The sequence below is a fragment of the Flammeovirga agarivorans genome (genome assembly GCF_012641475.1).
Classification (GTDB): Bacteria; Bacteroidota; Bacteroidia; order Cytophagales; family Flammeovirgaceae; genus Flammeovirga; species Flammeovirga agarivorans.
In genome coordinates this window covers 540,761-566,241 of the sequence record NZ_JABAIL010000002.1, presented here as the reverse complement: position 1 = coordinate 566,241, position 25,481 = coordinate 540,761, and the positions used below count along the sequence as shown (strand labels likewise).

At 34.5% G+C, this 25,481-nt stretch carries 21 protein-coding genes; 11 read left to right on the top strand and 10 right to left on the bottom strand.

Annotation, left to right across the window (positions count from 1 at the left end):
• Nucleotides 1–81 precede the first annotated feature (81 nt).
• On the bottom strand, nucleotides 82–390 hold the full coding sequence (locus HGP29_RS07065) for a rhodanese-like domain-containing protein (RefSeq protein WP_168881666.1): 309 nt from the start codon (nucleotides 388–390) through the stop codon (nucleotides 82–84).
• An 86-nt stretch (nucleotides 391–476) separates the two neighbouring features.
• Here HGP29_RS07065 and HGP29_RS07060 point away from each other — a divergent pair, with 86 nt between their 5' ends.
• Nucleotides 477–902 carry an OsmC family protein gene (locus HGP29_RS07060; protein ID WP_168881665.1) on the top strand — a complete coding sequence of 142 codons (426 nt, stop codon included), beginning with the start codon at nucleotides 477–479 and terminating at the stop codon, nucleotides 900–902.
• A gap of 58 nt (nucleotides 903–960) precedes the next feature.
• Nucleotides 961–2,136: a trans-sulfuration enzyme family protein gene (locus HGP29_RS07055; protein WP_168881664.1), complete on the top strand. Its 1,176-nt coding sequence runs from the start codon at nucleotides 961–963 to the stop codon at nucleotides 2,134–2,136.
• A gap of 71 nt (nucleotides 2,137–2,207) precedes the next feature.
• Here the strand turns inward: HGP29_RS07055 and HGP29_RS07050 are convergent, their stop codons facing one another.
• Both HGP29_RS07050 and HGP29_RS07045 read right to left on the bottom strand, forming a co-directional pair.
• On the bottom strand, nucleotides 2,208–5,285 hold the full coding sequence (locus HGP29_RS07050; protein ID WP_168881663.1) for a GAF domain-containing SpoIIE family protein phosphatase: 3,078 nt from the start codon (nucleotides 5,283–5,285) through the stop codon (nucleotides 2,208–2,210).
• Between the two features lie 242 nt (nucleotides 5,286–5,527).
• Nucleotides 5,528–7,741: a RelA/SpoT family protein gene (locus HGP29_RS07045; RefSeq protein ID WP_168881662.1), complete on the bottom strand. Its 2,214-nt coding sequence runs from the start codon at nucleotides 7,739–7,741 to the stop codon at nucleotides 5,528–5,530.
• Nucleotides 7,742–8,182: 441 nt separating this feature from the next.
• Here HGP29_RS07045 and tig point away from each other — a divergent pair, with 441 nt between their 5' ends.
• On the top strand, nucleotides 8,183–9,517 hold the full coding sequence (gene tig, locus HGP29_RS07040) for a trigger factor (RefSeq protein WP_168881661.1): 1,335 nt from the start codon (nucleotides 8,183–8,185) through the stop codon (nucleotides 9,515–9,517).
• A 153-nt stretch (nucleotides 9,518–9,670) separates the two neighbouring features.
• On the opposite strand, the gene HGP29_RS07035 is transcribed toward tig, so the two are convergent.
• On the bottom strand, nucleotides 9,671–10,936 hold the full coding sequence (locus HGP29_RS07035; protein ID WP_168881660.1) for a glycosyltransferase family 4 protein: 1,266 nt from the start codon (nucleotides 10,934–10,936) through the stop codon (nucleotides 9,671–9,673).
• Entirely contained in the window at nucleotides 10,933–12,096 is a 1,164-nt protein-coding gene (locus HGP29_RS07030) for a glycosyltransferase (RefSeq protein ID WP_168881659.1), read from the bottom strand. Before HGP29_RS07030 ends, HGP29_RS07035 begins: the two co-directional genes overlap by 4 nt.
• A 253-nt stretch (nucleotides 12,097–12,349) precedes the next feature.
• On the opposite strand from HGP29_RS07030, the gene HGP29_RS07025 reads away from it, so the two are divergent.
• The 5 genes from HGP29_RS07025 to HGP29_RS07005 all read left to right on the top strand — a co-directional run bounded on the left by HGP29_RS07025 (nucleotide 12,350) and on the right by HGP29_RS07005 (nucleotide 18,237).
• A complete protein-coding gene (locus HGP29_RS07025; protein WP_168881658.1) occupies nucleotides 12,350–13,123 on the top strand; it encodes a hypothetical protein in 774 nt (257 codons plus the stop codon).
• 144 nt (nucleotides 13,124–13,267) lie between these two features.
• Entirely contained in the window at nucleotides 13,268–14,866 is a 1,599-nt protein-coding gene (locus HGP29_RS07020) for an NAD(P)/FAD-dependent oxidoreductase (protein WP_168881657.1), read from the top strand.
• Nucleotides 14,867–14,875: 9 nt separating this feature from the next.
• Nucleotides 14,876–15,517, top strand: a complete 642-nt coding sequence (gene pdxH / locus HGP29_RS07015; RefSeq protein WP_168881656.1) for a pyridoxamine 5'-phosphate oxidase — start codon at nucleotides 14,876–14,878, stop codon at nucleotides 15,515–15,517.
• 299 nt (nucleotides 15,518–15,816) lie between these two features.
• Nucleotides 15,817–17,127 carry an ammonium transporter gene (locus tag HGP29_RS07010; RefSeq protein ID WP_168881655.1) on the top strand — a complete coding sequence of 437 codons (1,311 nt, stop codon included), beginning with the start codon at nucleotides 15,817–15,819 and terminating at the stop codon, nucleotides 17,125–17,127.
• Between the two features lie 204 nt (nucleotides 17,128–17,331).
• Nucleotides 17,332–18,237 carry a Ppx/GppA phosphatase family protein gene (locus HGP29_RS07005; protein ID WP_168881654.1) on the top strand — a complete coding sequence of 302 codons (906 nt, stop codon included), beginning with the start codon at nucleotides 17,332–17,334 and terminating at the stop codon, nucleotides 18,235–18,237.
• Nucleotides 18,238–18,286: 49 nt separating this feature from the next.
• Here the strand turns inward: HGP29_RS07005 and HGP29_RS07000 are convergent, their stop codons facing one another.
• The 5 genes from HGP29_RS07000 to HGP29_RS06980 form a co-directional block, all read right to left on the bottom strand.
• Entirely contained in the window at nucleotides 18,287–19,342 is a 1,056-nt protein-coding gene (locus tag HGP29_RS07000) for a M23 family metallopeptidase (protein ID WP_168881653.1), read from the bottom strand.
• Nucleotides 19,343–19,557: 215 nt separating this feature from the next.
• Nucleotides 19,558–20,496, bottom strand: coding sequence for a thioredoxin-disulfide reductase (trxB, locus tag HGP29_RS06995; protein ID WP_168881652.1), 939 nt, complete (start codon nucleotides 20,494–20,496; stop codon nucleotides 19,558–19,560).
• A 29-nt stretch (nucleotides 20,497–20,525) separates the two neighbouring features.
• The gene (locus HGP29_RS06990; protein ID WP_168881651.1) at nucleotides 20,526–22,001 is read right to left on the bottom strand and encodes a trypsin-like peptidase domain-containing protein; all 1,476 of its coding nucleotides are present in this window, start codon (nucleotides 21,999–22,001) and stop codon (nucleotides 20,526–20,528) included.
• A 51-nt stretch (nucleotides 22,002–22,052) separates the two neighbouring features.
• Nucleotides 22,053–22,661: a beta/alpha barrel domain-containing protein gene (locus HGP29_RS06985; protein ID WP_168881650.1), complete on the bottom strand. Its 609-nt coding sequence runs from the start codon at nucleotides 22,659–22,661 to the stop codon at nucleotides 22,053–22,055.
• Nucleotides 22,661–23,374, bottom strand: coding sequence for a pyridoxine 5'-phosphate synthase (locus HGP29_RS06980; RefSeq protein WP_168881649.1), 714 nt, complete (start codon nucleotides 23,372–23,374; stop codon nucleotides 22,661–22,663). The genes HGP29_RS06985 and HGP29_RS06980 overlap by 1 nt, the downstream gene beginning before the upstream one ends.
• 316 nt (nucleotides 23,375–23,690) lie before the next feature.
• On the opposite strand from HGP29_RS06980, the gene HGP29_RS06975 reads away from it, so the two are divergent.
• The 3 genes from HGP29_RS06975 to HGP29_RS06965 all read left to right on the top strand — a co-directional run bounded on the left by HGP29_RS06975 (nucleotide 23,691) and on the right by HGP29_RS06965 (nucleotide 25,364).
• A complete protein-coding gene (locus HGP29_RS06975) occupies nucleotides 23,691–24,140 on the top strand; it encodes a GatB/YqeY domain-containing protein (RefSeq protein WP_168881648.1) in 450 nt (149 codons plus the stop codon).
• Nucleotides 24,141–24,165: 25 nt separating this feature from the next.
• Nucleotides 24,166–24,726: a CvpA family protein gene (locus tag HGP29_RS06970; protein ID WP_168881647.1), complete on the top strand. Its 561-nt coding sequence runs from the start codon at nucleotides 24,166–24,168 to the stop codon at nucleotides 24,724–24,726.
• A gap of 71 nt (nucleotides 24,727–24,797) precedes the next feature.
• On the top strand, nucleotides 24,798–25,364 hold the full coding sequence (locus HGP29_RS06965) for an anthranilate synthase component II (RefSeq protein ID WP_168881646.1): 567 nt from the start codon (nucleotides 24,798–24,800) through the stop codon (nucleotides 25,362–25,364).
• Nucleotides 25,365–25,481: the final 117 nt, after the last annotated feature.

The window sequence follows — 25,481 nt, the reverse complement described above, 5'->3', positions numbered from 1 at the left end:
GTAAATGTCAACAATAAAAAAACCGACCTAATTCAATTAAGCCGGTGCAAATATCGTAAAAAAGTGATGATTTTTTATGATCTAGTCATCTAAACCAAAAGCGTCGATATACGCTAAAATACCACCCTCAAGATTTTCTAGGTTTGTATAGCCTTTCATACCTTCTAAAGCAGCAATAGCGTTAGCAGAACGCTTGCCACTACGACAGTGAATAATTACTCTTTTATCCTTGTCGATTTGATCTGCTTCATCGATAACAGTTGCTAAAGGAATAAGTAATCCACCAAGGTTTGCTTCGTCGTACTCATAGTCTTCACGTACGTCGATTAGTTGGAAGTCTGCGCCTGATTCTTGTAATTCTCTCAGTTCTTCTACAGTAATACTTTTCATAGTACTCTAATTTAGTTTCATTTTCGTAATTTTATCAAACCTTTTATAATTGAACAAATTTAGGCGAATAAAAAACATACAAACTTATGAAAATTGAATTACAAAGAGTGAATGAAGGTGTGCGTTTCGAAGCAACTTCTGAAGAAGGGAATACATTACATATTGATGCAGGTAAAGGAAAAATGGATGGTATGGGTGAAGGTTCTGCTTTTTCTCCAATGCAATTAGTTTTAACTGGAGTAGCAGGATGTGCAGTTTTCGACCTTATTCATATCTTAAAAAAACAACGTCAGGAAATTAAAGATGTGAAAATTTCTATTGATGGCGATCGTAAAGATGCTGTTCCTGCTCCTTTCGAAAAAGTACATGTTCATTTCAAGTTATTTGGTAATGTGGATGAAGCAAAAGCAAAGAGAGCAGTTGGTTTAGCAGTAGAAAAGTATTGTTCTGTTGCAGAAATGGTAAAATCTACAGCAACTATTACTCACTCTTTTGAGGTGATAGCAGAATAGTTTATTTTGCGATCTAAACTTTACTGACAAATTTTACAATCAAAAAGATTTTCTCATCATGAGCCAAGAAGAAAAGAACTTTGAGACCATTGCTGTGAGACAACAAACACAGCGTTCTCACAATAGAGAGCACTCAGTGCCGATTTATGCTACGTCAAGTTTTACTTTTGAGGATGCTGATCATGCAAATGCATTGTTTTCTGATGAAGTAGAAGGTAATATCTATTCTCGTTACTCTAACCCGAATAACGATGAGTTTATTGATAAACTGGTTTCTTTAGAAGGTGCTGAAGCTGGTATTGCTACCTCTTCGGGTATGGCTGCCATGTTTTTAAGTATTGCTTCTTTTGTAAGTCAAGGTGATCATATCGTTGCTTCAAGATCTTTATTCGGCTCAACTCACCAAATTTTAACGCAGTTATTACCAAAGTGGGGAGTATCTCATACATATGTTGATATTCATGATTTAGAAGGTTTTGATAAGGCAGTTCAACCGAACACTAAAATGATCTTTATCGAAACACCATCTAACCCAGCATTAGATATCATTGATATCGAAGCTTTAGCAAAAATTGCTAATAAACATGGTGTTTTACTGAATGTAGATAACTGCTTTGCAACACCTTACTTACAGAATCCAATTAAATTGGGAGCTCATATTGTTACTCACTCGGCAACAAAATTTATTGATGGACAGGGTAGAGTATTAGCTGGAGCAATCTTAGGACAGAAGGAAACGCTCGAAAAGGTGAAATTTATGTCTCGTCATACAGGGCCGGCATTATCTCCTTTCCATGGTTGGATCCTTTCTAAGTCTTTAGAAACGTTATCTGTTCGTATGGACAGACATTGTGAAAGTGCTCATACCGTAGCAAAAGCTTTAGAAGAGATGGAAGAAGTAGAATTGGTGAAATATCCATTCTTACCTTCACATCCGCATTATGAGCTGGCAAAAAAGCAGATGCGTTTAGGTGGTGCTTTAGTATCTTTTGAAGTTAAAGGAGGAGTGGAAGCAGGTAAAAAATTCTGGAATAGCTTAAAAATGATTTCTAAATCTTCTAATTTAGGAGATACAAGAACGATTGCTACGCATCCAGCATCAACAACTCACTCAAAATTATCAGAAGAGGAAAGATTAGCAGTAGGAATTACTCCAGGATTAATCAGAATCTCTGTAGGATTAGAACATGTAGATGATATAATTGCTGATATCAAACAAGCTTTGAAAGCATAATCATCTTATAATATAAAAAGGGGCAATACTTATATCATTAAGTATTGCCCCTTATTTTTATATCTAATTTCTTAGCTCAATGTTGGATTAAAACCTAGTACTAAAACATCATCAGTTTGAACCAACTCATGTTCCATCCAGTCGTTAAAGGCACGACGAATAGCTGTTCTTTGCTTAGATTTTTCTTCTTTATGATTACTGAATAATAACTTTAAGAAGTTCTCCTTACCGAATTCTACTTTCTCTTCACCACCTACTTGTTTTTGGTAACCATCTGTGAATAGGTAATAAGTAGCATCTTCAGTTAAGTCGAATGTATGTTTCTTATATTCAATCTCATTGAATTTTTCTTCATTGTATTCACCACCAATGCAAATAGGCATACCTTTGATAAGGAAGAATTTACCATCCTTAATTTTAGCCATTGAGGTGTTAGCACCAGCAAACTCTAAAGTTTTCTTGCTCTTATCCATTACTACAAGAGAAACATCTAAAGCATCAGTGTTTTCAGAGTGGTTTTGGTTCAAGTGTGATACAATACGCTCGTTCATCGCTTTAAGAATCTCACCAGGACAAACAACGCCTTGGATCTCTACGATTTCTCTAAATAACGATGTACCAATGATACTCATCATGGCTCCTGGTACTCCATTACTATTACAGTCAACAGTTGCAATATATACTCTTGAATCATGCTCAAAGAACCAGAAGAAATCACCAGATACAATATCTTTAGGTTTATGGAAAATAAACGAATCCGGTAATAACTGACGTATTAATGTACGGTTAGGAAGAATTGAACTTTGAATCTGCTTCGCATAACGTATAGATTCAGTTACTTTTTGTGAAGTTACTTGTAATTCTTCTTTTTGACGTTCGATTTTCTCATACGTTCCTGCTTTATCAATGGCAATTGCTGAGATAATGGCAATGTTTCGAAGTAAATCTACATGAAGTTCTGTATATGCATTCTTTTTGAAACTTTGCAAACTAATTACACCAATCAATTTATCCTCGGCTCTCATAGGAATATAGATAATTGATTGAGGCATTTCACCTACAGTAGGTACTTCATCTTGAGAATCTAAATATTGATAGATTTCTTTAGTGATATCATTGATAACAATCTCTTCATTTCTTTTCAGACAGATAGAAGATAAACGAGTATCATCAGACATAGAGTGAATAAAATCAGGTAGCTCTTTACCTTTTTCCATTGCACCTCTAAATTCAATTTGCTGTTTTCTGTGATTGTATATACCTAAACCGAAAGCATCACCTCCAATCAGTGTCTGAACATTTTCATATACTGTTTTGATAATACTTTCTGTACTTAAACTTGATGAAAGCGAAAGACCAATTTCTGATAATAACTGTACGTTTTTATAAGATTGCTCAATTTGGTCTCTATTGGCTTCGACCTCTTGCTTTTGCTTTTGTAGTTCAGCAGTACGGTCAGCTACAATTTCCTCTAATCCTTCATAAGTCAGGGCGTTATCCAAGGCAATACCAATATATATGGCAATGTTTCTCATTAAGTTTAACGCTCTTTCATCAAATGAATTTGATTGGTAGTTCTGGATTGTAATAAATCCTAAAGTACCTTCTTTACCAATTAGAGGAATATAAATTAATGATTGTGGTAGTTTAGAGGAATCCTGAGTAGGTAGCTCTGTATTTGGTACATGTTGATTATACTCAGAAATAAAGTCATTGATGATAATTTCTTTCAATGTTTTAAAACAAATCACTGAAAGCTTATTATTATCAGTTAAACGAATGGTTTTAGGAGGTAATTTTTCTCCATTTTCAATATTCGTTGAGATATCAAGAACTCCTCTTGCTTTATTATAGATACCCATTGAGAATAATGGAGCATCAATCATTGAATTTAAACTTTCGTATGCAGTATCTGCAATTCTTTCAATGGAAAGGTTGGAAGTAATGTCCTGTCCAATCTCACCAAGGTTTTTAAGTGTAGTATACGCTTGAGTTAATTCTTCCTCTTGCTCTTGACTACGAATATTTTGATTTTGCTTTTCTTTATTCAGGTTTAGGTTATCAATGGCAATTCCGATATACGAACTAATACCTTCGATAAGTAAACGATCCTGTTTAGAATATGCATTTAACTTTTCAGTTTGTACTGTAAATACACCTACAGGTTTACCTTTATACTGAATTGTCGCATAAATGATAGAGTTTACTTTCTTACCTACACGTTTTGGAGCGTTTAGGTTATAATCTGGAATGATAGAAAGGATCTCATTATCAAAATCGTTGATATGGATTGTTTTATTCCCTTTCAAACAAATTGTAGCCAAACGGTTTTCTTCGTCCAATTTGCAATAGTTGAAAGGAAGACGTTCACCATCCTCATAGGTACCAGGAAACTCTAAACGGTGACGTTCATTGTTTACAAGTCCGATATCTAGAGTTTGGGCATCTAAAACTGTGTTTATCTTTTCAAATACAGTTTCAGTCATATTCTCAATACTATCGGTAGATGCGATAATCTGACCGATTTCATGTATTGTTTTTAATGCGAAACTGTCTAGTTTTTGTACTTCTTGTGGTTCAGAAGTACTTGGTGTTGTAGGAGTTTCTTCAACAGTGGTAGCTTCTGCACCTTTAAAACTTTCAATTGCTACAGCATTTTGTAATAAGATAGCAATTTGAGGAGCCAAGACCTGTAAAAACTTAATTTGTTCAGATGGCGTATTGATGTTCTGATATTGTTCAATCATCAAAAAGCCAATAAGAGTATCATCATTCCATAATGGAATAAAGTTAAGGAAAGAGATATTATTCTCTTTGATATACCTTTCAGCTTTTACTTTATCGTTTACCTTGTTAATATCAACGACAATAACATTCTTAGGAGATTTAATCTGATGCAATACACTCAATGGTAAATCATGGTCCATTGCATAATCATTTCCTTCTTGGAATATTGTGTCACCACTATTTCTCTTCTGAGATGCTTTCAATATAAAGTTATCCCCAGACTTAATAATAATCGAGGTTCTTTCGGCAACTGTTTTCGAATTGACAGTATCTAAGATTTTGCGGCAAAGGCTTTTGATCGTTAAAGCTCTCGAAAGATCTTGGTATATCGATAAAGCTTGGTCTAGGTATCCTGTTTTCATGATGTATATGAAAAAATATAGAAAGCCAAAAAAGGTTGCTATAAAAATGTAGTTATTACAGTATCTGAGCATCGCTCAGATGATAATTAGTTTAAATCACTGATTATCGGTTCTATAACGAGCAATTTAACAATAATATTGCTTAAGTGCTAGAATTTGCTCGATTAGTACACTTTGTTTTAGGCAAAAAAAAAGCCACAATGCTTATTTTGCATTGTGGCGTAAGGTTTTTAAGAAAAAAATCAGGAATCTTTTCTCGTGATTCTTATAATTCCTTCAATTTCACTGATTTCGTTAATTACCTTTTCGAACTCATTAAGGTTTTTAACAGAAATCTCAATATTGCCTTTAAAAATTCCATCTTGAGTATCTATTGATATCGAACGTATGTTTACTTTCATACGACTTGTGATAATTCTCGTAACGTCATTGACTAAGCCTATTCTGTCTGTACCTTCGATAGCAATTTTTGAAATAAAAGAAGATTCTTTCTCTGAAGCCCACCTAGCTTTGATGATTCTATAACCATAATTGGCCATCATAGCGATAGAGTTAGGACAGTTTGTTCTGTGGATTTTAATACCATTATTAATAGTAATAAAACCAAAGATATCATCCCCTTGAATTGGATTACAACAGTTAGCAATAGAGTAGTGGACATTTTCCATATCCTCACCAATGACTAATTCATCGTCATCTTCTCTAATCGTTTTAATCTTCTTCTTGAACTCTTTAGCAGAGTCAGGAACCATCTTTTTCTTCTTAACATTGTTAGTTTGATCAAGGTGATCTTTGAACTTCTTAATTTCCTTGTGTTCAATGATGCCTTCGCCAACCTGATAATACAAATCAGTTTCACTGTTAAGACTGAAAAAGTCTCTTAATTGCTGAGCAACCTTATCATCGTATTTAATTTTAAGGTGCTTGAATTTTCTATCAATGATTTCTCTACCAATAAGCGCTACACGTTTGTGGTCTTCTTTTAGGTGAGATTTTATTTTTGCTCTAGCTCTAGAAGTTCTTACAATTTTTAACCAACCCTCGTTAGCTTTAGGCTGGTTGGCAGTCAAAATTTCTATTTGGTCGCCGTTTTCTAACTGATAACTTAATGGTACTAGCTTACCATTAATCTTGGCACCAAGACATTTTGCTCCAACCTCAGTATGAATATCAAAAGCAAAATCAAGAACTGTAGAACCTTGAGGGAATACCTTTAAATCGCCATTTGGTGTAAATACAAAGACTTCTTTATTAAATAAACTAGTTCTGAAATCATCAAGGAATTCTACGGCATTTACTTTGTCATTCTCCATAAGAGAACGAACTTCATTTAGCCACTGCTCAATACCCTTTTCTGAATCAGCTTCTCCTTGTTCTTTATATTTCCAGTGTGCTGCGTAACCTTTTTCGGCAATTTCATCCATTCTTTTAGAACGAATTTGTACTTCTACCCAGTGACCATTATGTCCCATTACAGTAGTATGCAATGATTCATAACCATTGGATTTCGGTACACTAATCCAGTCTCTTAATCTACTAACGTTGGGTGTATAGTAGTCGGTGACAATAGAATAGATATGCCAACAAGTTGATTTCTCGACTTGTCTAGGAGCATCGAAAATAATTCTTACAGCAAATAAGTCAAATACCTCTTCAAAAGGTACTTGTTGCTTTTTCATCTTATTTGCAATAGAAGTAATCGATTTAGTTCTTGATTTAATCGTGTATTTATACCCCTGCTTATCCATAGTTTCGATAAGTGGAGTCTTAAATTCATTCGTAAAGTGTTCGCGAGCTTCTTCAGATGCTTTTAACTTTCTTGAGATCTCATCATATAAATTTCTATCTGAATATTTTAGACATAAATCTTCTAATTCAGATTTAATATTATAAAGACCAAGACGGTGTGCTAAGGGAGCATAAATGTATTCAGTTTCTGCTTTTACCTTAAGTTGTTTGTCTTTTGGCATCGAGATCAACGTACGCATATTGTGTAGTCGATCTGAGATTTTAATAAGAACAACTCTAACGTCTTCAGAAATTGTCAGTAACATTTTTCTGAAGTTCTCAGCTTGTAGTGAACCGCCTTTTTGTGCGGCGCCAGATATTTTAGTTAAACCATTGACAATAAGGGCTACCTTTTCGCCAAAATGTTCTTCAATATCTTCTAACGTATAGTCTGTATCTTCTACTACGTCATGTAATAAAGCTGAAATAATTGAAGTGGTACCTAAGCCGATTTCTTCTGCGGCAATTGTGGCTACAGCCACGGGATGATATATGAAAGGCTCACCAGATTTTCTTCTCATGTCTTTATGAGCATCAGAAGCAAAAAGGAAGGCCTTTTTGATTTGTTTTATATCGTCTGGATCATTTAAAAAAGGTCGGGCTTTACGGAGTAAGTTACCGTACATTTTTAAAAGCTCCATCCTCTCTTTTTCTAAGTCGATCTTCATCTCCAAATGTTCAAACAAATTATTGTTACCATACAAATAGTCTAAGAACTATAAAAATAGGTAAAAAAGTATAGTGATCATAAAGAAAGCAAAGATAAGATTTAAAAAAAGATGTAACAGTTGTTTACATTTTTTTGGGTGAACATCAATGATTTTCAAAACGAGTTGATTACCTTTGCATCGCTTTAAATTAAAATACCTAATTTAGGTGTTTTGTTTATGGTTGAATTAGTTATTGATGGATGTGTAAATCACTTGAAATTCAAATGGTTAAATCATTGATCGAATAGCTTTTTAAGTAGAAGGGTTGTAGAGGTACTCCAACTTAGTTTTGGTAGATATTTACTTCTCTTTTGATAATAATATTGAAATAGGTGATCAATTTGACCCTTATTTCGGTAAAATAATTAAGAGTTTTGTCACACCAAAAATAATAAAACTTTGGAATTCAAATTAGATAAACAAGAGAACTCATACGGTTTGCTTACAGTAAATGTTGCTGAAGCTGATTTTATGCCTGAGTATAAGAGCAAATTAAAGCAGTACGCTAAAGGTGCTAATATGAAAGGTTTCCGTAAGGGTAAGGTACCAATGTCAATGGTAGAAAAAATGTACGGTAAGCAAGTAAAAATGGATACTTTCAACGAAGCTGTTGGAAAAGCTGTGGATACTTACTTAAAGGATAACAATGTTAAGCCATTGTTCCAACCAATGTACAAAGGTGATTTCATCACTCCAGAACAATTAGGTGCTGAGCAAACTGTAGAATTTGAATTATTACTTCCTGAGTTTGATTTAAACTTAGAAGGGATCAATGCAGATACTTTTAACTTGACTGTTACTGATGCTGATGTTGAAAGTACAATCACTAAGTTAAAAGAAGCTTACCCTACAAAGAAAGATGCTGAAGAAGCTGCAAAAGACGATTTAGTTACTGCAACTTTCAAAGCTGTAGAAGGAGAGTACTCTAAAGAAGGTGCAGCTTTTGAATTAGACGATAAATTAGCTGAAGGTATCGCTGCTCAATTCGAAGGTAAAAAAGTAGGTGATGTAGTTACTTTAGACATCACTTCAATGTATGAGGATGACAACCGTTTAGGTCTTATCTTAGGTACTGAAGATAAAGAGTCTTTCGTAGGTCAATTCTCTATCGAAATCACAAAAATTACTCGTAACCACGAGCCAGAATTAGATGTTGACTTCTTTAACATGGTAATCGGTCCTGATAAAGCTTCTAACGAAGAAGAATTCAGAGCTGAGTTAAAGAAAACAATCGCTGAAGTAAACCAACAAGCAATTGATAACTTAACAAACGAAAACGTTCGTAACGCAATCGTTGAAGCAACTACTATTGCTTTACCTGCTGAGTTATTAAAGAAAGTTTACAAGCAAAACAACCCTAAGGCAACTGAGGAAGAAATCGACGAAAACTTAGCTAAATTCGAAGAAGCAGTAAAATGGAGAGCAATCTCTGATAAAGTTGCTGAAGCTTCAGAAGTAAAAGTTGAGAAAGAAGATGTTGAAGCAGCTGCTTTAGTTCAAATCAAAGCTCAATTCGGTAACTTCATGGGTGATGAGGACGAGCGTATGGGTGAGTTCGTACAAAACTACTTATCAGCTGAAAACGGTAAGTACTTCGAGCAAACTTATGAGCAAGTTTACAACGAGAAAATCTTCGCTGCAGCAAAAGAAAAAGTAGCTCTTACTTCTGAGGAAGTGGATCTTGCTAAATTCGAAGAATTCTTAACAGCAAAAAATGAGCAAGCTGCGAAGTAATTCAAAGTTTGTCCTATAAAATATAAAAGCCTTGTATCTCTAAAGATACAAGGCTTTTTTGTATTTAATAATTCTCTATTAAGAGAAAAACCCATCAGTAAGTTATTGAAACATTACTGATGGGTTTAAATTATTATTTTTCAATAAGTGGTATTATTGAACCTTATTGTATTTCTTAGAAACATTAGGAGTGATATTCGTAATGTTCGTAATATCTTCTATTTCTTGTCCTGCAATAACTTCTTCTTTTTCTTCACTGGGCATGTACTCTTTATCATGTAATTTTGTGAGTATAAAACCTAAAATGATGAAAGTGGATAGGATGATTGAGACTGCTGTTGCTGCATAACCTAAGTCTAGTGTATTGATGTAATACGTAATGAAAGAAGTGATAATACTTAATCCATACAACATCATTACTGCATATTTAGGAGAAAACCCATATTTCACTAGCAGGTGAGAAGAATGATCTTTTCCTCCAACATAAATAGGTCTTCCTGATCTGATTCTATTAATTGTAACAAATGTTACATCAAAAATCGGATATGCCAATAATAAAATTGGTGTAATGATTGAAATATCAATAGAAGTAGTCTCCCAAGAAAGCATTACTCCAAGCATTGATAAAATATAGCCTAAGAACATACTGCCAGAGTCTCCCATGAAAATCTTTGCATTAGGGAAGTTGTTAGGTAAAAAACCAAACAGTACAGCTGCCAGTGCAAGGCTTAGTAATGCAGTGTCGTGATTGTTGAATAACACGATAGAAAACAGACCGAAGGCAAGTGCTGTAAATGCAGCAATACCTGGAGATAGGCCGTTCATGTTATCAATCAAGTTCAGTGCGTTAATTACCCCAATGATCCAGAAAAATGTAAAAACTTCACTAATTATAGGAGGTAAGAAATTGGCAGTGCCAACAATTAAAATAGCTATTGCTCCTGCTGTAATTTGGAAAAACAATTTCACTTTTGGTTCCATTGCTTTTGATTTGTCATCAAATGTTCCTGTGAAGAAAACAATCATCGCACCTGTAAAGAGCCAAGCTATTTTCTGATCGAATACATTTTCTCCATAAAGGATAAATAATGTGGCTACTCCTGCAATAATTGTAGTTACGCAAGAGATATAAGCTCTAACTCTTCTATTATTAAATAGTTGATAAATAGAGATTATAGTGCCTAATAATGTTATAACAGACCATGCTATTGGTAGTAGTTGTAATAAAGTTGCCACAACGATAAACGATACTACGATAGCAATTCCACCCATTAAAGCTGTTGTTTTTGTATGAAAACGATCCGCTCTAGGTTTGTCTACTATTTGGTACTTAATTGCTTGCTTAATCAAAATTCTGGTGACAATAAACGATATAATGGCACCAAAAGTTAGGCTGAGCAATAATATTGACTGATTCATGTTAATTCTTTGTAAGTCATCTTTAGATCGCTGACTAGACGATCATAGTTATATTTACGATAAGTAGATTCTTTGTGTTCTCTGATAAACAGGTTTTTATCATCTTCATAGCTTAATATTCTAACAGCGGCATTTTTCATTGCCTCGTCCTCATTGGGACCAACTAAGTAGCGTTTACCAAAAGAAGAAAACAAATCTGGAACTCCACCAACAGCGGTTGAAACCACACATGTGCCAGATGTCATAGCTTCAATAATTGATACTGGTGAGCCCTCGTTGTTAGAAGTAAGCAAAACTAAATCCAAACTGGCATAAATGCTAGGTAAATCCTTTAAAAATCCGGTAAATGTAATCTTATGATCGATATTTTCTTGTTTTGCATAGCTTTCAAGCATGTCACGATCTTCACCATCACCAATCATGAAAAAATGGACATCATCTTTTTCATTACTAATTAGTTTGGCAACTCTAATAAACATTTTTAGATTTTTAATCTGTGTAAACCTTGCAACGATCCCTACAAGTTTGGAGGTTTTTGGAATGTTATATTCATCATGTAGAAAGTTATTATTAGTGTTAGTGTAAAACCTTTTGAGGTCTAACCCCAAAGGTACCATTTTGTGTTGAGCCTTTTTTCCAATGCCCAGGTTAAGTATTTCTTCCTGTTGTTTTTCAGTAATTGTAATAATAGTATCTGTATACTTTGCTAAAAATTTTTCTATACCTAAAAACAACTTCGTTTTCATTGGCGAAAAATATCCATGAAAGACATGGCCATGAAAAGTGTGTACAGACTTAACCTTATTTTTTGAAAAAAAGTTCGCGACTATAGCTGCGGCTCTTCCAATAAAGCCCGCTTTTGCGGTGTGTGTGTGAATAATATCAGGTTGATATTCTCTTATTATTAAGAATAAGTCAAACAAGGATTTTAAATCATCTTTAAGAGAAAGTTCTCTCTGAAGGTGATTTAAGTAGTGGACCTTTAAGTTTCTTTCTTTAGCTAAATAAGACATGTCGCCTTCATTACTAGGTACATGCCCTGCAACTAATTTAGTGTCGTAGTGATCATCATTCATTTGATCGGTTAATAATACAGTATGTATTGCCGGTCCTCCGACATTTAACCTTGCAATCACTCTAAGAATTTTAGTTTTTTTCATTTAGGAATGATAAATGACGTCAATAAAAAAAGTATCCTTTGGTTTAATTAGGATTAATGGTACAAAAATCAATCGCCCGGTTGTTTGTTTTGTTTCAAATGCAAATGTATGTAAAAGTATTGTAAAATGGATGTATTAATAGTTAGTATTTCATTATAAATTACGAATTGAATCATCTATTTTTGATACTATTGTAAAAGCATTTACATTTGTCGTAACATTTAATAAGCGAAATTTGAACTGATTAATATTTATGAAATCGAAAATCAATAATACATTAAAGTTATTTTTAGTTCTAGCAGCAACTTCATTTACTTTTTCTTCATGTGGTGTACAAGAAGAAAATGATCAATTAAAAGCTGCAAATGCAAAGCTGCAAGAAGATTTGGCTAGAGCTGAGGCCGCTGCGGAAACATTAGACGAAGTAGGTGCTTTGATTGATTCAATCGATGTTTCTAGAAACCTTTTATATATCGATATGGAGAAAGGTATTTCTGGAAAAACATATGAAGAGAAAATTAGAGCTATTGATGCATACATGAAAGAGTCTGAGCAACGCATGGAACAAATGGAAGCAAGCTTAGCAAAATCAAATGCAAAAAATAGTGCTTATGCAAATACAATCAGAAAACTGAGACAACAACTGGATCAAAAGACACAAGAAATTGCAGATCTAAAAGAGAGAGTTGAGAAATTACAGTCAGAAAATAAAGCATTGATTAAGACAGTTGATTTACAAGCAAAAGAACTGTCAGATCAAGAAGTTGAAATTCAAAAAAATAACGAAGAGATTGCTCTTCAGAAAAATAGAATTCAAGAGTTAATGGTTCAAGCGAAAAAGACGGAGGCAGATGCATATTATGCTCAAGCTGAAGCACTTGAAGAAGCTGCAAATAGAACAAAATTAGCTCCAAAGAAAAAGAAAGCGACTTATGCTGAAGCTTTAGAACTTTACAAAAAATCTTTTGAAGCTGGTAGAAAAGATGCTTATGAAAAAGTACAAGAGTTATCCGAAAAAGTAAACTAATAGTACTTTGTTAATTTAATAAGGGAGCAGGCTAATGATATAGCCTGCTTTTTTTGTTAATGATCTTTTGTGTGCTACTTCCTAACTTCTTATTGTATAATTTTGTAGCATTCAGTTTGTTGAAGAATAAATATCATCCATTTAATGAAAAAAGTTTCACAATACGTTGTTCCTCCACATGTAGCTTTCGATGAGGATAACTTTAAATCATATGTAATTAAAAAGGAAAAGGTTGACAGAGAAGCCAACGCTACTGTACGTATGACGAGAAGGTCTGTGGATGCTCGTAAGAAAAAAGTGAAAGTAAATGTTGAAGCTGAAATCTTTGTTGATGAGTCTCCTACATTAAATATCTCTTATAAAAAAGATTACCCAAACGTTAGTGATGCTAAAAGGGTGGTCATTGTTGGAGCCGGTCCTGCAGGCTTATTTGCAGCATTAAGGTTTTTAGAATTAGGTATTAAGCCTATCATTATTGAAAGAGGTAATGATGTTCAAAAGAGACGAAGAGATCTGGCAAATATCAATAAAAAGAATATCGTCAACGAAGATTCAAACTACTGTTTTGGAGAAGGTGGAGCAGGTACCTACTCAGATGGTAAGTTGTATACAAGATCAAAAAAGAGGGGAGACTTTAGGAGAATCTGTGAAATTTTCGTTGCTCACTCAGCAAGTGAAGAAATTTTAATAGATGCTCATCCACATATTGGAACAAATAAATTGCCTAAGGTGATTGCTGAAATGCGTCAGAGTATTTTAGATGCTGGAGGTGAAGTACATTTTGAAACTCGAGTTGAAGACTTTAATATTTCTGGAAATGAAATAAAAGGAGTTGTAACCCAACAAGGTGATAAAATTGAAGGAGAAGCAGTTCTTTTAGCAACAGGACATTCGGCAAGAGATATTTTTAGACTTCTTCAGAAAAAAGAAGTAGAAATAGAGAGAAAACCTTTTGCTTTAGGTGTTAGAATTGAACACCCTCAAGGTTTAATAGATAAAATTCAATACCATTTAGATGATAGAGACCGTGGAGAATACCTGCCAGCAGCAGCTTATTCTTTAGTGTCTCAAGTTGGATACAAAGGTCAAAAGAAGGGTGTATTCTCTTTTTGTATGTGTCCAGGTGGGTTTATCGTTCCTTCCGCTACTGCACCAGGAGAAGTGGTGGTAAATGGGATGTCGCCTTCGAGAAGAGATTCCCAGTTCTCCAATTCAGGTATTGTTGTCAGTGTTGATGATGATGAATTCGGTCCATATATTAAGAAGTATGGAGAACTTGCAGCTATGGAATTTCAAGCGGAAGTTGAAAGAAAAGCTTGTGAAGTAGCAGGGGGTACTCAAGTTGCTCCAGCACAAAGATTAGGTGATTTTATAAATGGTAAAGTTTCTAACGATTTAAACGAAACATCTTACCAGCCTGGTTTGTTATCAGTAGACATGAGGGATGTTTTACCTCAGGCGATTGCACACCGTTTAAAATTTGGCTTCAAAGATTTTGGTAAAAAAATGAGAGGTTACCTGACAAATGAAGCACAAATTGTAGGAGTAGAAAGTAGAACATCATCTCCTGTTCGAATTCCAAGGGAAAAAGAAACTTGTGAACATACTCAGATAAAAAGGTTGTTTCCTTGTGGAGAAGGTGCAGGTTATGCAGGAGGTATTGCATCTGCGGCAATGGATGGAGAGTTATGTGCTAATCGTATTGCAGCATTATATTGTGGCGTAAAAGAGACAAGCAAATAATAGTATATCATGAAGTCAAAAATTGCAGACATACGTTTAGATTATTCAAAGAAAGATCTAAATGAATCTGATGTTTTGGATGATCCAATTAAACAATTTGAAATTTGGTTAGAAGAAGCAATTAGTGCTGAAGTGCATGAGCCAACAGCAATGAATGTAGCTTCTGTGTCAAAGGAAGGAAGTATTTCATCTAGAACAGTTTTATTAAAAGGTGTTGAAGACAAAGCTTTCGTTTTTTATACTAATTATAATAGTAGGAAAGGGAAGTCTTTGCAAGAAACAAAAAAAGCAGCGTTGAACTTTTTCTGGCCTGAATTAGAAAGACAGGTTTGTGTTGAAGGAACAGTAGAAAAAGTATCTCCTGAAATGTCTGATAAATATTTTGCTTCTAGACCATATAAAAGCAAAGTAGGAGCGTGGGCATCAGAGCAAAGTAGCCAAATAGATTCAAAAAATGTTATTGTAGCAAGATTTGCTAAATATGCTGCAAAATTTATTACACATGTCCCAAGACCCGAACATTGGGGGGGCTTTGCAATAAAACCAACACGTATTGAATTTTGGCAAGGCAGACCTTCAAGATTACATGATCGAATCCAATATCAGTTAAACGAACAAGGTGAATGGTTGAAATCTAGACTTGCACCTTAAAAAGTAGCTGGTTTTGACAGGAGAAATTAAAAAAAAAGACTCTATTCTTACGGAATAGGGTCTTTTTTTATTGTTAAGTCATTTTTTTGACTTTAATTTTATCTAAAAAATATTTTTTCTTGCGATTTGCTTAAAAAAAGAACCTGATAAGTATTTTTATTAATGTTTTTACGGTTGTTTAGATTAATTTCAATCCGTTGTTATTTTTTTATTTGTTGTAAAATTTGGAGTTTTAATTGTCATTCTATTAAATTTGTGACAATAAATTATAAATTTACTCACACTCACCTATTTAAATTATGATTTCGTTAAAAAACTTTGACGCTAAAAAATTAGCGTTATTAGTGGCTATTTTGGCTATGCCTACACTTGGCTTTTCACAGGATGGTACTATCAATTCTGGTGATACAGCTTGGATGTTGGTTGCTACAGCTCTCGTAATGTTGATGACTCCAGCTGGTCTTACACTTTTTTATGGAGGATTAGCACAACGTAAGACTGTATTGAATACCATTGGTATGAGTTATACAGCATTTTGTACAGGTACATTAGTTTGGGTCATCATCGGTTATAGTCTTGCATTTGGAAAAGGTAATGCATATATCGGAGACTTTACATCGTTCTTATTAGCAGATGTGAAGATTACAGATGTTGAAGGCTCAATTCCTAGAATCTTATTTATTATGTTCCAAGGTACTTTTGCTGCCATTGCAGTAGCATTAGTAAGTGGTTCAATCATTGAAAGAGTTAAATATTCTACTTGGATTATCTTCTCGGTACTTTGGGTAGCTTTAGTATATTCTCCAATTGCCCACTGGGTATGGGGTGGTGGATTTTTAAGTACTGATGGCGAGTTAGATTTCGCAGGTGGTACTGTAATTCACATTAATGCAGGTATTTCAGGCCTAGTTTTAGCCTTAATGCTTGGAAATCGTTTATCACATGGTGGTGAACAATCAAATAAGCCATCATCAATTAAATTGATGGTATTAGGTTCTGCACTTTTATGGTTCGGATGGTTTGGTTTTAATGGTGGATCACAATTAGCTGCAGATTTTATTGCTGCAAATGCTATGATGGTAACTAACGTTGCAGCTGCTGCAGGTGGTATTGGATGGTTATTATTAGAGTGGTTTACAGAAGAGAAAAAGCCAACATTATTAGGATCAGCATCTGGTGTGATTTCAGGTCTAGTAGGTATTACTCCTGCTTCTGGTTATGTAGATGTATCAGGTGCATTAGCTATTGGTTTAATTTCAGGTGCAGTTGGTTTCTACGGTGTAGTGAAATTGAAAGAGAAATTAGGATACGACGATACTTTAGATGTATTTGGTATCCACGGTTTAGTAGGTATTGTTGGTGCTATTCTAACAGGTGTTTTTGCTAACCCCGATGTAAATGGAGCAGCAGGTGCTTTATATGGTAACCCTGGTCAAGTATTAGTACAGTTAAAAGCTGTAGTTGTAACTATTGTTTATTCTGGTGCGGCATCATTTGTAATTTTCAAATTGTCTGCATTACTTACTCAAGGTGGTCGTGTTACTACTGAGGTAGAAGAAGAAGGTATTGATGAAGCTTACCATGGTGAGAAATCATTCGAATCTATGTAATATCAGATTCTGAGTAATCTTTATTTATAAATAAGAAAGAGGTATCCGAAACGATACCTCTTTTTTTGTATTCTTATGTTAAACCTCACCTCAAGAATATATTTTTTTGAGATGGTGTGAATTTTGCAACCGGTTTAAACGACTAATACTAATAAGTCGAACAGGTAATACTAATAACATTTCTTACAACTAGATTTTTTTATTTTGAGATTAGCATCAATTGACATCGGCTCGAATGCCATTCGTTTTCAAGTTGTAACAACACATGAAGGTAAAACTGGCGGAACAGTTTTTAAAAAAATTGACTATATGAGATTTCCATTGCGTTTAGGAACAGATGTTTTTAATGCTGGAAAAATCTTAAGACCAACAGAAGAGAAGTTTGTTAAACTCATGAGAGTATTCGCAACATTACTCGATCTTTATGAAGTCAATGATTATATAGCATGTGCTACTTCTGCAATGAGAGAAGCAAGTAATGGAAAGGAAATAGTAGAAAGAGTATACTATAAAGATGGTTTGCGTGTAGACATTATAGATGGCTCTATAGAGGCTCAAATGATCTCACTTGCATTAGGAAAATATATCCCAATGGGAAATGTAATTCATATTGATGTAGGTGGAGGTAGTACTGAACTGAATCTATACAGACATAAAACTAAGGTAGCATCTAGATCATTTAAGATGGGTAGTGTACGTAAATTGAACAAAGAAGAACGTACAAACATGTTTGATATTATTCGCCATTGGTACGAGCAGTCGTCTGCACCTTATTTTAACAGAGAGGAAGAAGTTATAGCCATTGGGACTGGAGGAAATATTAATAAGCTTTTTAACCTTTCGAAGCAAAAGAAGAGTGAAGATAAGATTACCTATCTATCCGAGCTTAGGAAAATTAGAGCTTGGTTGGAAGAGTTTACTTTTGAAGAAAGAGTAAAGAAACTGAGGCTCAATGAAGATAGGGCAGATGTTATTATCCCTGCGGCAAGAATTTATACAAATGTAATGGATATTGCTGGAGCCGAGAAGATCATTGTTCCAGGAGTAGGGTTAAAGGATGGTGTTTTGCATTATCTAATGAAGGAAAGAGGTTATAAGCCTAATCAATAATCAATAAAAAAGCCATCGTAGATGAATACGATGGCTTTTTTATTGAGTCTTATCTTACCCTTAAGGTTCGACCAACTCGTAATGTTGTTCTCTTCGACATGCCGTTAAGTCTGCATATTTTAGAAATACTAGTACCATATTTTCTGCTGATTTTCCATAACGAATCTCCGGGTCTTATACGGTGATAAACACTCTTCTTCGATTCAATTAATAACTCATAGTTTTTCGCTGTGAGGTCAAAATCTGCAGGGATATCTATTTCTTGGTTTGCAAAGTCAACCATATCAGATGGGTTAAACCCATAACCTTGATATCTGATTTCAAAATGTAGGTGTGGTCCGGTACTTCTACCAGTATTGCCGCCGAGTCCAATTACTTCACCAGCTTTAACCTCCTGACCTGCTCTTACTATATATCTACTCATATGGCCGTAAAGAGTTTCAAGACCATTTTTATGTCTTACCATTACGTAATAACCATAACCTCTTCTATTGTATTTGGCAATTCTTACGACACCATCAAACATCGATCGGATAGAATCACCGATAGCAACTTTAACATCGACACCGTGGTGAAACCTCCATCTTCTAAAACCATACTTAGAAGTGACTCTTTGTGGTTGATCTAGTGGGTATGCCCATTGCGTACTTGACGCTGTAGAATCATATAAATGAAGCTGTACGCTATCTGATAATACTTTAGATGAGATATTGTAAGGATTTACATTCCAGTTGTCCCAACTTTTATAATAGTCGAAGCCATTTAAATAGACAGCATCAACAAATTTTCCAGGTTGAATCTCTACTAAACTTTGGCATTGCTCAGTAGAATTCAAATTAATTCTTTGGTAGGGTGTTGGTAAGTTTTCAATTGCCTTATCTGTAGCACACGCAATTTCACCATTTGAAAGTAGGAAAGTGGAGATAGCCTCTTCTGTCTCTTCATTTAATGAAGTTATGGCAACATTTTCTTGTTTTTTTTCTTTGCCTTTAAACAGCTTTTTGAAAAAGCCTTGTCCATTAGCACTGCTTGAAAGTAAACATAGTGAAAAAAATGTGATAGCTATCGAAGTCTTTTGTTTTGATAATTTAAAGTTTAAAAACATGGTAACTTTACATCGTTAAGCAAACCAGATCAATCCTGTTTGCTTATAAATTTAATATTGATCTTACAACAATACTAAAGAAACACTTAAAAGACAATTCATTAACTTAAGTATTCTTCGAGATTAACGTATTTTTTTACTTCCCCGATAAATACAAAAAAGCGTTACCATATTTTTTATGATAACGCTTTCGTTTTATTCTATGATAATACAGACTAGTCTTCTAACTCTGTTAAGTATCTTTCTGCTTCTAATGCCGCCATACAGCCTGTACCCGCAGCAGTTACTGCTTGTCTGTAAACAGTGTCCTGAACATCACCCGCAGCAAAAACACCTTTAATATTTGTTTTTGTGCTATCAGGTTTAGTAACAAGATATCCAGCATCGTCCATGTCTAACTGACCCTTGAAGATATCAGTATTAGGTTTGTGACCGATAGCAACGAAGAAACCTGTAACATCAATTACACTTTCTTCATTGGTTTTGTTGTTGATTACTTTTACACCTTCAACAGCATCACCACCAAGAACTTCTAAAGTTTCAGAGTTCCAGTGAATTTCGATGTTCTCTTTCTTGATTACACGGTCTTGCATGATTTTAGACGCTCTCATCTCATCACGACGAACAATCATGTGAACCTTTGAACAAAGGTTAGATAAATAGTGAGCTTCTTCACAAGCAGAATCACCTGCACCAACAACAGCAACTTCTTGGCCTCTGTAGAAGAAACCATCACAAACTGCACAAGCAGAAACACCTGCACCATTTAAACGAGTTTCAGATTCTAATCCTAACCATTTTGCTGAAGCACCTGTTGAAATAATAATAGTATCAGCTGTAATTTCGGTTTCTTCATCCACTACTGCTGTATGAGGGCCATTATCACTTAATTGAACAGAAGTAACTAAACCCGTACGGATATCAGTACCAAAGCGAGTAGCTTGTTCCTGCATCTCCATCATCATTTGTGGGCCCATAATTCCTTTAGGGTAACCTGGGAAGTTTTCAACGTCATTTGTAATTGTCAACTGACCACCTGGTTGAGGACCTTGATATAATACTGGAGCTAGGTTCGCTCTTGAAGCATAAATTGCTGCTGTGTAACCTGCAGGACCTGACCCGATAATAAGGGTTTTTACGTGTTCCTTAGACATAATATGTTTTTGTTTATTAAATGCTAAATCTAAAAATAATAACTGTAGTACCTATGAGATAAATCTTTTTTGACAATTTCAAGAATTACTCTTCCTCTAATTTTTGAAAGAATTTTACTGAAATCTTTCGGGTCTTCAAGTGGATACCTGTTAATTGAAACGAGGATCATTCCTTTCTTTAAACCCATCTCTTTGATTAGCCCATTGTCAGATACTTCTTCTATTTTGATACCTGTAGAAAGCCCAAGCTTGGATTGCTCCAATTTGGAAAGCGCCGTAAATTTAGCACCAATTTCTTTGGCATCGTAGATATTTTTCTCTGAAATATTAGTTGTTCCGTCAATATTCGTTAAAACAACTGATTTTTCTATTTCTTTATTCTCTCTGATGATTGATAAAGTTATCTTATCTCCTGGTACGTAATAACTTAATTGTTCATCATAAGCAGCTTCAGAATCAATTTTGAAATTATCGATAGATGTAATAACATCACCGACTTTAAGATTGTTTTTCTCAGCTGCACCTCCTTCAATTTTTGTGATTACAACACCTTGTATATCCGTTAATTGAAGTTTTTCTGCTATATCTTCATCGACTTCTTTGATACTAGCCCCAAGAAATGCTTTTTGAACTTCTCCATATTTCTTTAGATCATTCACAACCTTGGCAACAATATCTGAAGGGACAGCGAAGCCATAACCTGCGTAACTTCCAGTTTTTGATAAAATAGCAGTATTAATACCTACTAAATCACCATGCATGTTTACCAAAGCACCACCACTATTACCAGGGTTAATTGCTGCATCTGTCTGTATAAAAGACTCGATAGGAAATACATCATTCATAATACCTATCTTTCTACCTTTTGCACTTACAATACCAGCAGTAACAGTACTTGTTAGATTAAATGGATTTCCTACTGCTAATACCCAATCACCAACTCTAACCGCTTTAGAAGAAGCGATCTGTATGGCAGGAAGGTTGTCCTTTTCAATCTTTAATAAAGCAATATCTGTTGATGGATCAATACCAATTAACTTTGCCTGATAAGATCTTTTATCATAAATCACTTCAATTTTATTCGCTCCTTTAACCACATGGTTGTTTGTGACGATATATCCATCATTAGTGAAAATAACCCCAGAACCTGAACCAACCGCAACATCTGATTGACCTTGTGATGGTGTGTTGAAAAATAATTCCATCCATGTTCTTCTATTACTATACCTGCCTTTTACATAAGTGACAATATAGACTACAGACTTTGTACTTGCAGAGGCAGCCTCAGCAAATGATGGTAAGGATGATATGTCGTTAGTAATAGTTTTCTTATAAGAAGATGTTTCTTCTGATGATCGTATTATAGGTGTATCTTCAGTAATAACATTGGATGCAAAACTGAAATCTTCTTGAGGCGTCGGCTGGTAGATATATTGTGTGTACAAAAATGCTCCAGCTAGACCACTCAATACGCTAATTAAAGTAGTAAGAAGTGTTCGTTTCATTTTCTGTTATTTTTTATGACTACAATATCAAGAAAAGTGCCTTTGCCGATATTATGACAGATTGACATAAGATTGCCAAAATACCTTGATGTTTTGTTGCAACAACTTCTGTAAAAGTTGCTGATTATTGCACTCAACTTGTATTTCTACAAGGTCTGATATTTCTTTTTGAACCATTTCTAAGTGGTGTAAATTTTGCTCTGATATGAGTATAGAATCTACACCTGCATGGTTAACTACTTGAATAATTTTTTGTATTTCGTCTTGATTGATTTCTGTTTTAGGTAATCGAAGTGTAATCAGAGTTTCTTTTTCATGTGCTGTTTGCGTCAATTGTAAAAACTCTATTTTACACCAAGTTGAGTTTGTTCTTAATGCACTAAGATTAATAGTTACAGACACTTCTTCTACACCGAGTTTTAATAACTCTTTTAGAGCAAACAACTTAATCTGTGTGAGGTCATTACCAGAGGCTTCTCCAATACTACTAATAACGGTAATATCTTTTTCCTTAAGATCCCGAATTACTTTCTTTGCCCAATAGTTAGGTACATGCACCCCTTTGAAAGGATGCTGTAAACATAAGTCGATAACTTTGTTTACAGCATCCTCAGATTGATAAGGATTATCCAAGTCACATATGATGTGCTTATACTCCATTATTTCAATTGCTTTAAATACAATTGGATAGTGTTCTCTAATCCATAATATAAGGCATCACAAACAAGAGCATGACCAATTGATACTTCATCTAAACCTTCAATATTTTGATGGAAGTATTGTAAGTTATCTAAATCAAGGTCATGACCAGCATTTAAGCCAAGGCCTAATTCAACTGCTTTTTTTGCAGCACTGATATATGGAGCTATTGCTTCCTCTTTGTTTTTATGAAAGTTAGCAGCATAAGGTTCAGTGTAGAGTTCTACTCTATCTGCTCCACAAGCCGCTGCACCCGCAACCATTTCTGGATCTGGATCAACGAAAATAGAAACTCGAATACCTTTAGCTTTTAATTCGCTTGTAACTTTCGTCAAGAATTCTTTATTCTTGATAGTATCCCATCCGGCGTTGGAAGTAATAGCATCGTCAGCATCAGGAACAAGCGTCGCCTGTTCTGGTACAACATCTAAAACTAGTTCCATAAACCTTGGTTCAGGATTACCTTCTATATTATATTCTGTTGTAACAACAGGTTTCAAATCGTATGTATCCTGACGAGTGATATGTCTTTCATCAGGTCTAGGGTGGATTGTGATCCCTTGAGCACCAAAACGCTCAGCATCTTTAGCCACTTTTACTAAGTTTGGATTATCACCACCTCTTGCGTTTCTGATAGTGGCAATCTTATTTACATTTACACTTAATCGTGTCATTGATTTGTTCTTTTTTTGGTTTGAGTTTACAAAAATGGAGAGAATCCTCAACACTTTCATAACAAAAATCAAATATCTTAAATCTTTATAGGACAAAATTATTTTTCTCAGTCTAGAAAATAGTCGTCCATAATTCCCGAAAGTTTATCATTTTATATTGGTTACTGTTTGGAGGTAACTCTAATTCAATGGGTTTTCATAGGATTTTATAATGATTTATGTATCTTGATAGTAATAGAGCAATAAGTTGTTATTTTTGTGTAGAGATTAGTTTTTGATAGTCCAATGAGACTTAATTATATTAAATCAACAGAAAATGACTTTAAAAGAGAAGATTCAAGACGCCATGAAGGTTGCGATGAAAGCAAAAGACAAAGCAACTTTAGGTACTCTAAAACAACTTAAAGCAAAAATTCAGTTAGCAGAAACTGCTGATGGCAAAAACGGTGTTTTAACATCAGAAGATGAGTTGAAACTTCTAATGAAAGAAGCAAAACAAAGAAGAGAATCTGCTGAAACTTATAAGTCTTCTGGTCGTGAGGATTTAGCAGAAACTGAATTAGTAGAATTAGCAGTAATTGAATCTTACCTTCCAAAGCAGATGTCTGAAGAAGAAGTGGAAGCTGCTGTAAAAGAATTAATTACTCAAGTTGGAGCAGAATCTCCAAAAGATATGGGTAAAGTAATGGGTGCTGCGGGCAAGAAATTTGCAGGTGTAGCAGATATGAAAGTAGTGTCAGCAAAAGTAAAAGCGGCATTATCTTAATTTGTCAAATAGATAATAATTCAAAGTGGAACAAGATTTAGGATTTTTTACATCATACATACGAGTAACAGATATTTTCCTTGCGGGGATGATTGTATATGGTGCCTATAAGGGTTTCAGAAGAGGTTTTTTATTAGAGATTATCTCTACTGTAGTTTTTGTAGTTGGAGCTGCCTTAATATTTTTTGGTGTTGCAGGAGCTTTTTCTTCATCAAAAACATATTTTGAAACACCTAAATCTACTGTCTTCTTTGCCTATGTAGTTCTTTTCTTTGGAGGAACGATGGGGTTGAATTTATTGGGCAAATGGCTTCAGGATAAAATTGATTATTCAGTATTAGATGATTTGGATAATGTAGCCGCTCTTTTATTAGGAGGCTTTAAATATGCTTTGTCATTGTCAGTGATTCTAGGTTTATTTAATTCTGCTGGATTAGGTTTGCCGAAAGAAGTTACAGAAGACTCTGTTGTTTATCCCAAATTATTAGAATTAAATGATTGGGTATTAGATGCAGGAGGTACCATAATGCCTAGTATGAAAAGGTACAGTAAAGAGATACACGAATTATTTGAAGAAAATTTATAAAGAAAAGGGAAGTTAAATGCTTCCCTTTTTTATTTTTGCAATCGAATTATAAAATTTCAATTAAAGACATAATGATTTTACTTCTAGACAACTTTGATTCCTTCACATATAATCTTGTAGATTACTTTACTCAACTAGGGCAAAAAGTTGAAGTTGTCCGTAATGATGCTCCTTTGGAGGAAATTACACCTTACAAGTATGAGGCAGTTGTTTTATCGCCTGGTCCAGAAACACCCAATAAGGCAGGTAATATGATGGAAGTGATTGATCATTATCACAAAACACATCCGATATTAGGTATCTGTTTGGGACATCAAGCAATTGGAGAATACTTTGGAGGGAAAGTGCATAAGGCAATAAAACCGATGCATGGAAAAATGTCTGAAATTGAATGTGATATCAATTCTACTCTATTCAATAAAATCCCCAAAGACCTGACGGTGGTTAGGTATCACTCGCTTATTTTAGATGAATTATCTGACGATATACTTATTACTGCAAAGTCAAAAGAGAATGAGGTAATGGCTATTCAGCATAAAACTTTACCTATTGATGGTGTGCAATTCCATCCTGAGGCAATTCTAACAGAATATGGATTGGATATTTTAAAGAATTGGATATCATCTTGGAAGGAATAACGCTGGAAATCAGTGTTTTTCCGAAAATGTACAAAAAAGACCCAAAATAGTACATACTAACTTACAAAATCAATGCTTATATTTATATGAAGATCATACGATATGATTTCGTTATGT

What these genes read in the sequence shown, in the direction of transcription:
- HGP29_RS07065 (WP_168881666.1), bottom strand. Translation starts at nt 390, where the DNA reads ATGAAAAGTATTACTGTAGAAGAACTGAGAGAATTACAAGAATCAGGC.
- HGP29_RS07060 (WP_168881665.1), top strand. Translation starts at nt 477, where the DNA reads ATGAAAATTGAATTACAAAGAGTGAATGAAGGTGTGCGTTTCGAAGCA.
- HGP29_RS07055 (WP_168881664.1), top strand. Translation starts at nt 961, where the DNA reads ATGAGCCAAGAAGAAAAGAACTTTGAGACCATTGCTGTGAGACAACAA.
- HGP29_RS07050 (WP_168881663.1), bottom strand. Translation starts at nt 5,285, where the DNA reads ATGAAAACAGGATACCTAGACCAAGCTTTATCGATATACCAAGATCTT.
- HGP29_RS07045 (WP_168881662.1), bottom strand. Translation starts at nt 7,741, where the DNA reads ATGAAGATCGACTTAGAAAAAGAGAGGATGGAGCTTTTAAAAATGTAC.
- HGP29_RS07035 (WP_168881660.1), bottom strand. Translation starts at nt 10,936, where the DNA reads ATGAATCAGTCAATATTATTGCTCAGCCTAACTTTTGGTGCCATTATA.
- HGP29_RS07030 (WP_168881659.1), bottom strand. Translation starts at nt 12,096, where the DNA reads ATGAAAAAAACTAAAATTCTTAGAGTGATTGCAAGGTTAAATGTCGGA.
- HGP29_RS07025 (WP_168881658.1), top strand. Translation starts at nt 12,350, where the DNA reads ATGAAATCGAAAATCAATAATACATTAAAGTTATTTTTAGTTCTAGCA.
- HGP29_RS07020 (WP_168881657.1), top strand. Translation starts at nt 13,268, where the DNA reads ATGAAAAAAGTTTCACAATACGTTGTTCCTCCACATGTAGCTTTCGAT.
- pdxH (WP_168881656.1), top strand. Translation starts at nt 14,876, where the DNA reads ATGAAGTCAAAAATTGCAGACATACGTTTAGATTATTCAAAGAAAGAT.
- HGP29_RS07010 (WP_168881655.1), top strand. Translation starts at nt 15,817, where the DNA reads ATGATTTCGTTAAAAAACTTTGACGCTAAAAAATTAGCGTTATTAGTG.
- HGP29_RS07000 (WP_168881653.1), bottom strand. Translation starts at nt 19,342, where the DNA reads ATGTTTTTAAACTTTAAATTATCAAAACAAAAGACTTCGATAGCTATC.
- trxB (WP_168881652.1), bottom strand. Translation starts at nt 20,496, where the DNA reads ATGTCTAAGGAACACGTAAAAACCCTTATTATCGGGTCAGGTCCTGCA.
- HGP29_RS06990 (WP_168881651.1), bottom strand. Translation starts at nt 22,001, where the DNA reads ATGAAACGAACACTTCTTACTACTTTAATTAGCGTATTGAGTGGTCTA.
- HGP29_RS06985 (WP_168881650.1), bottom strand. Translation starts at nt 22,661, where the DNA reads ATGGAGTATAAGCACATCATATGTGACTTGGATAATCCTTATCAATCT.
- HGP29_RS06980 (WP_168881649.1), bottom strand. Translation starts at nt 23,374, where the DNA reads ATGACACGATTAAGTGTAAATGTAAATAAGATTGCCACTATCAGAAAC.
- HGP29_RS06975 (WP_168881648.1), top strand. Translation starts at nt 23,691, where the DNA reads ATGACTTTAAAAGAGAAGATTCAAGACGCCATGAAGGTTGCGATGAAA.
- HGP29_RS06965 (WP_168881646.1), top strand. Translation starts at nt 24,798, where the DNA reads ATGATTTTACTTCTAGACAACTTTGATTCCTTCACATATAATCTTGTA.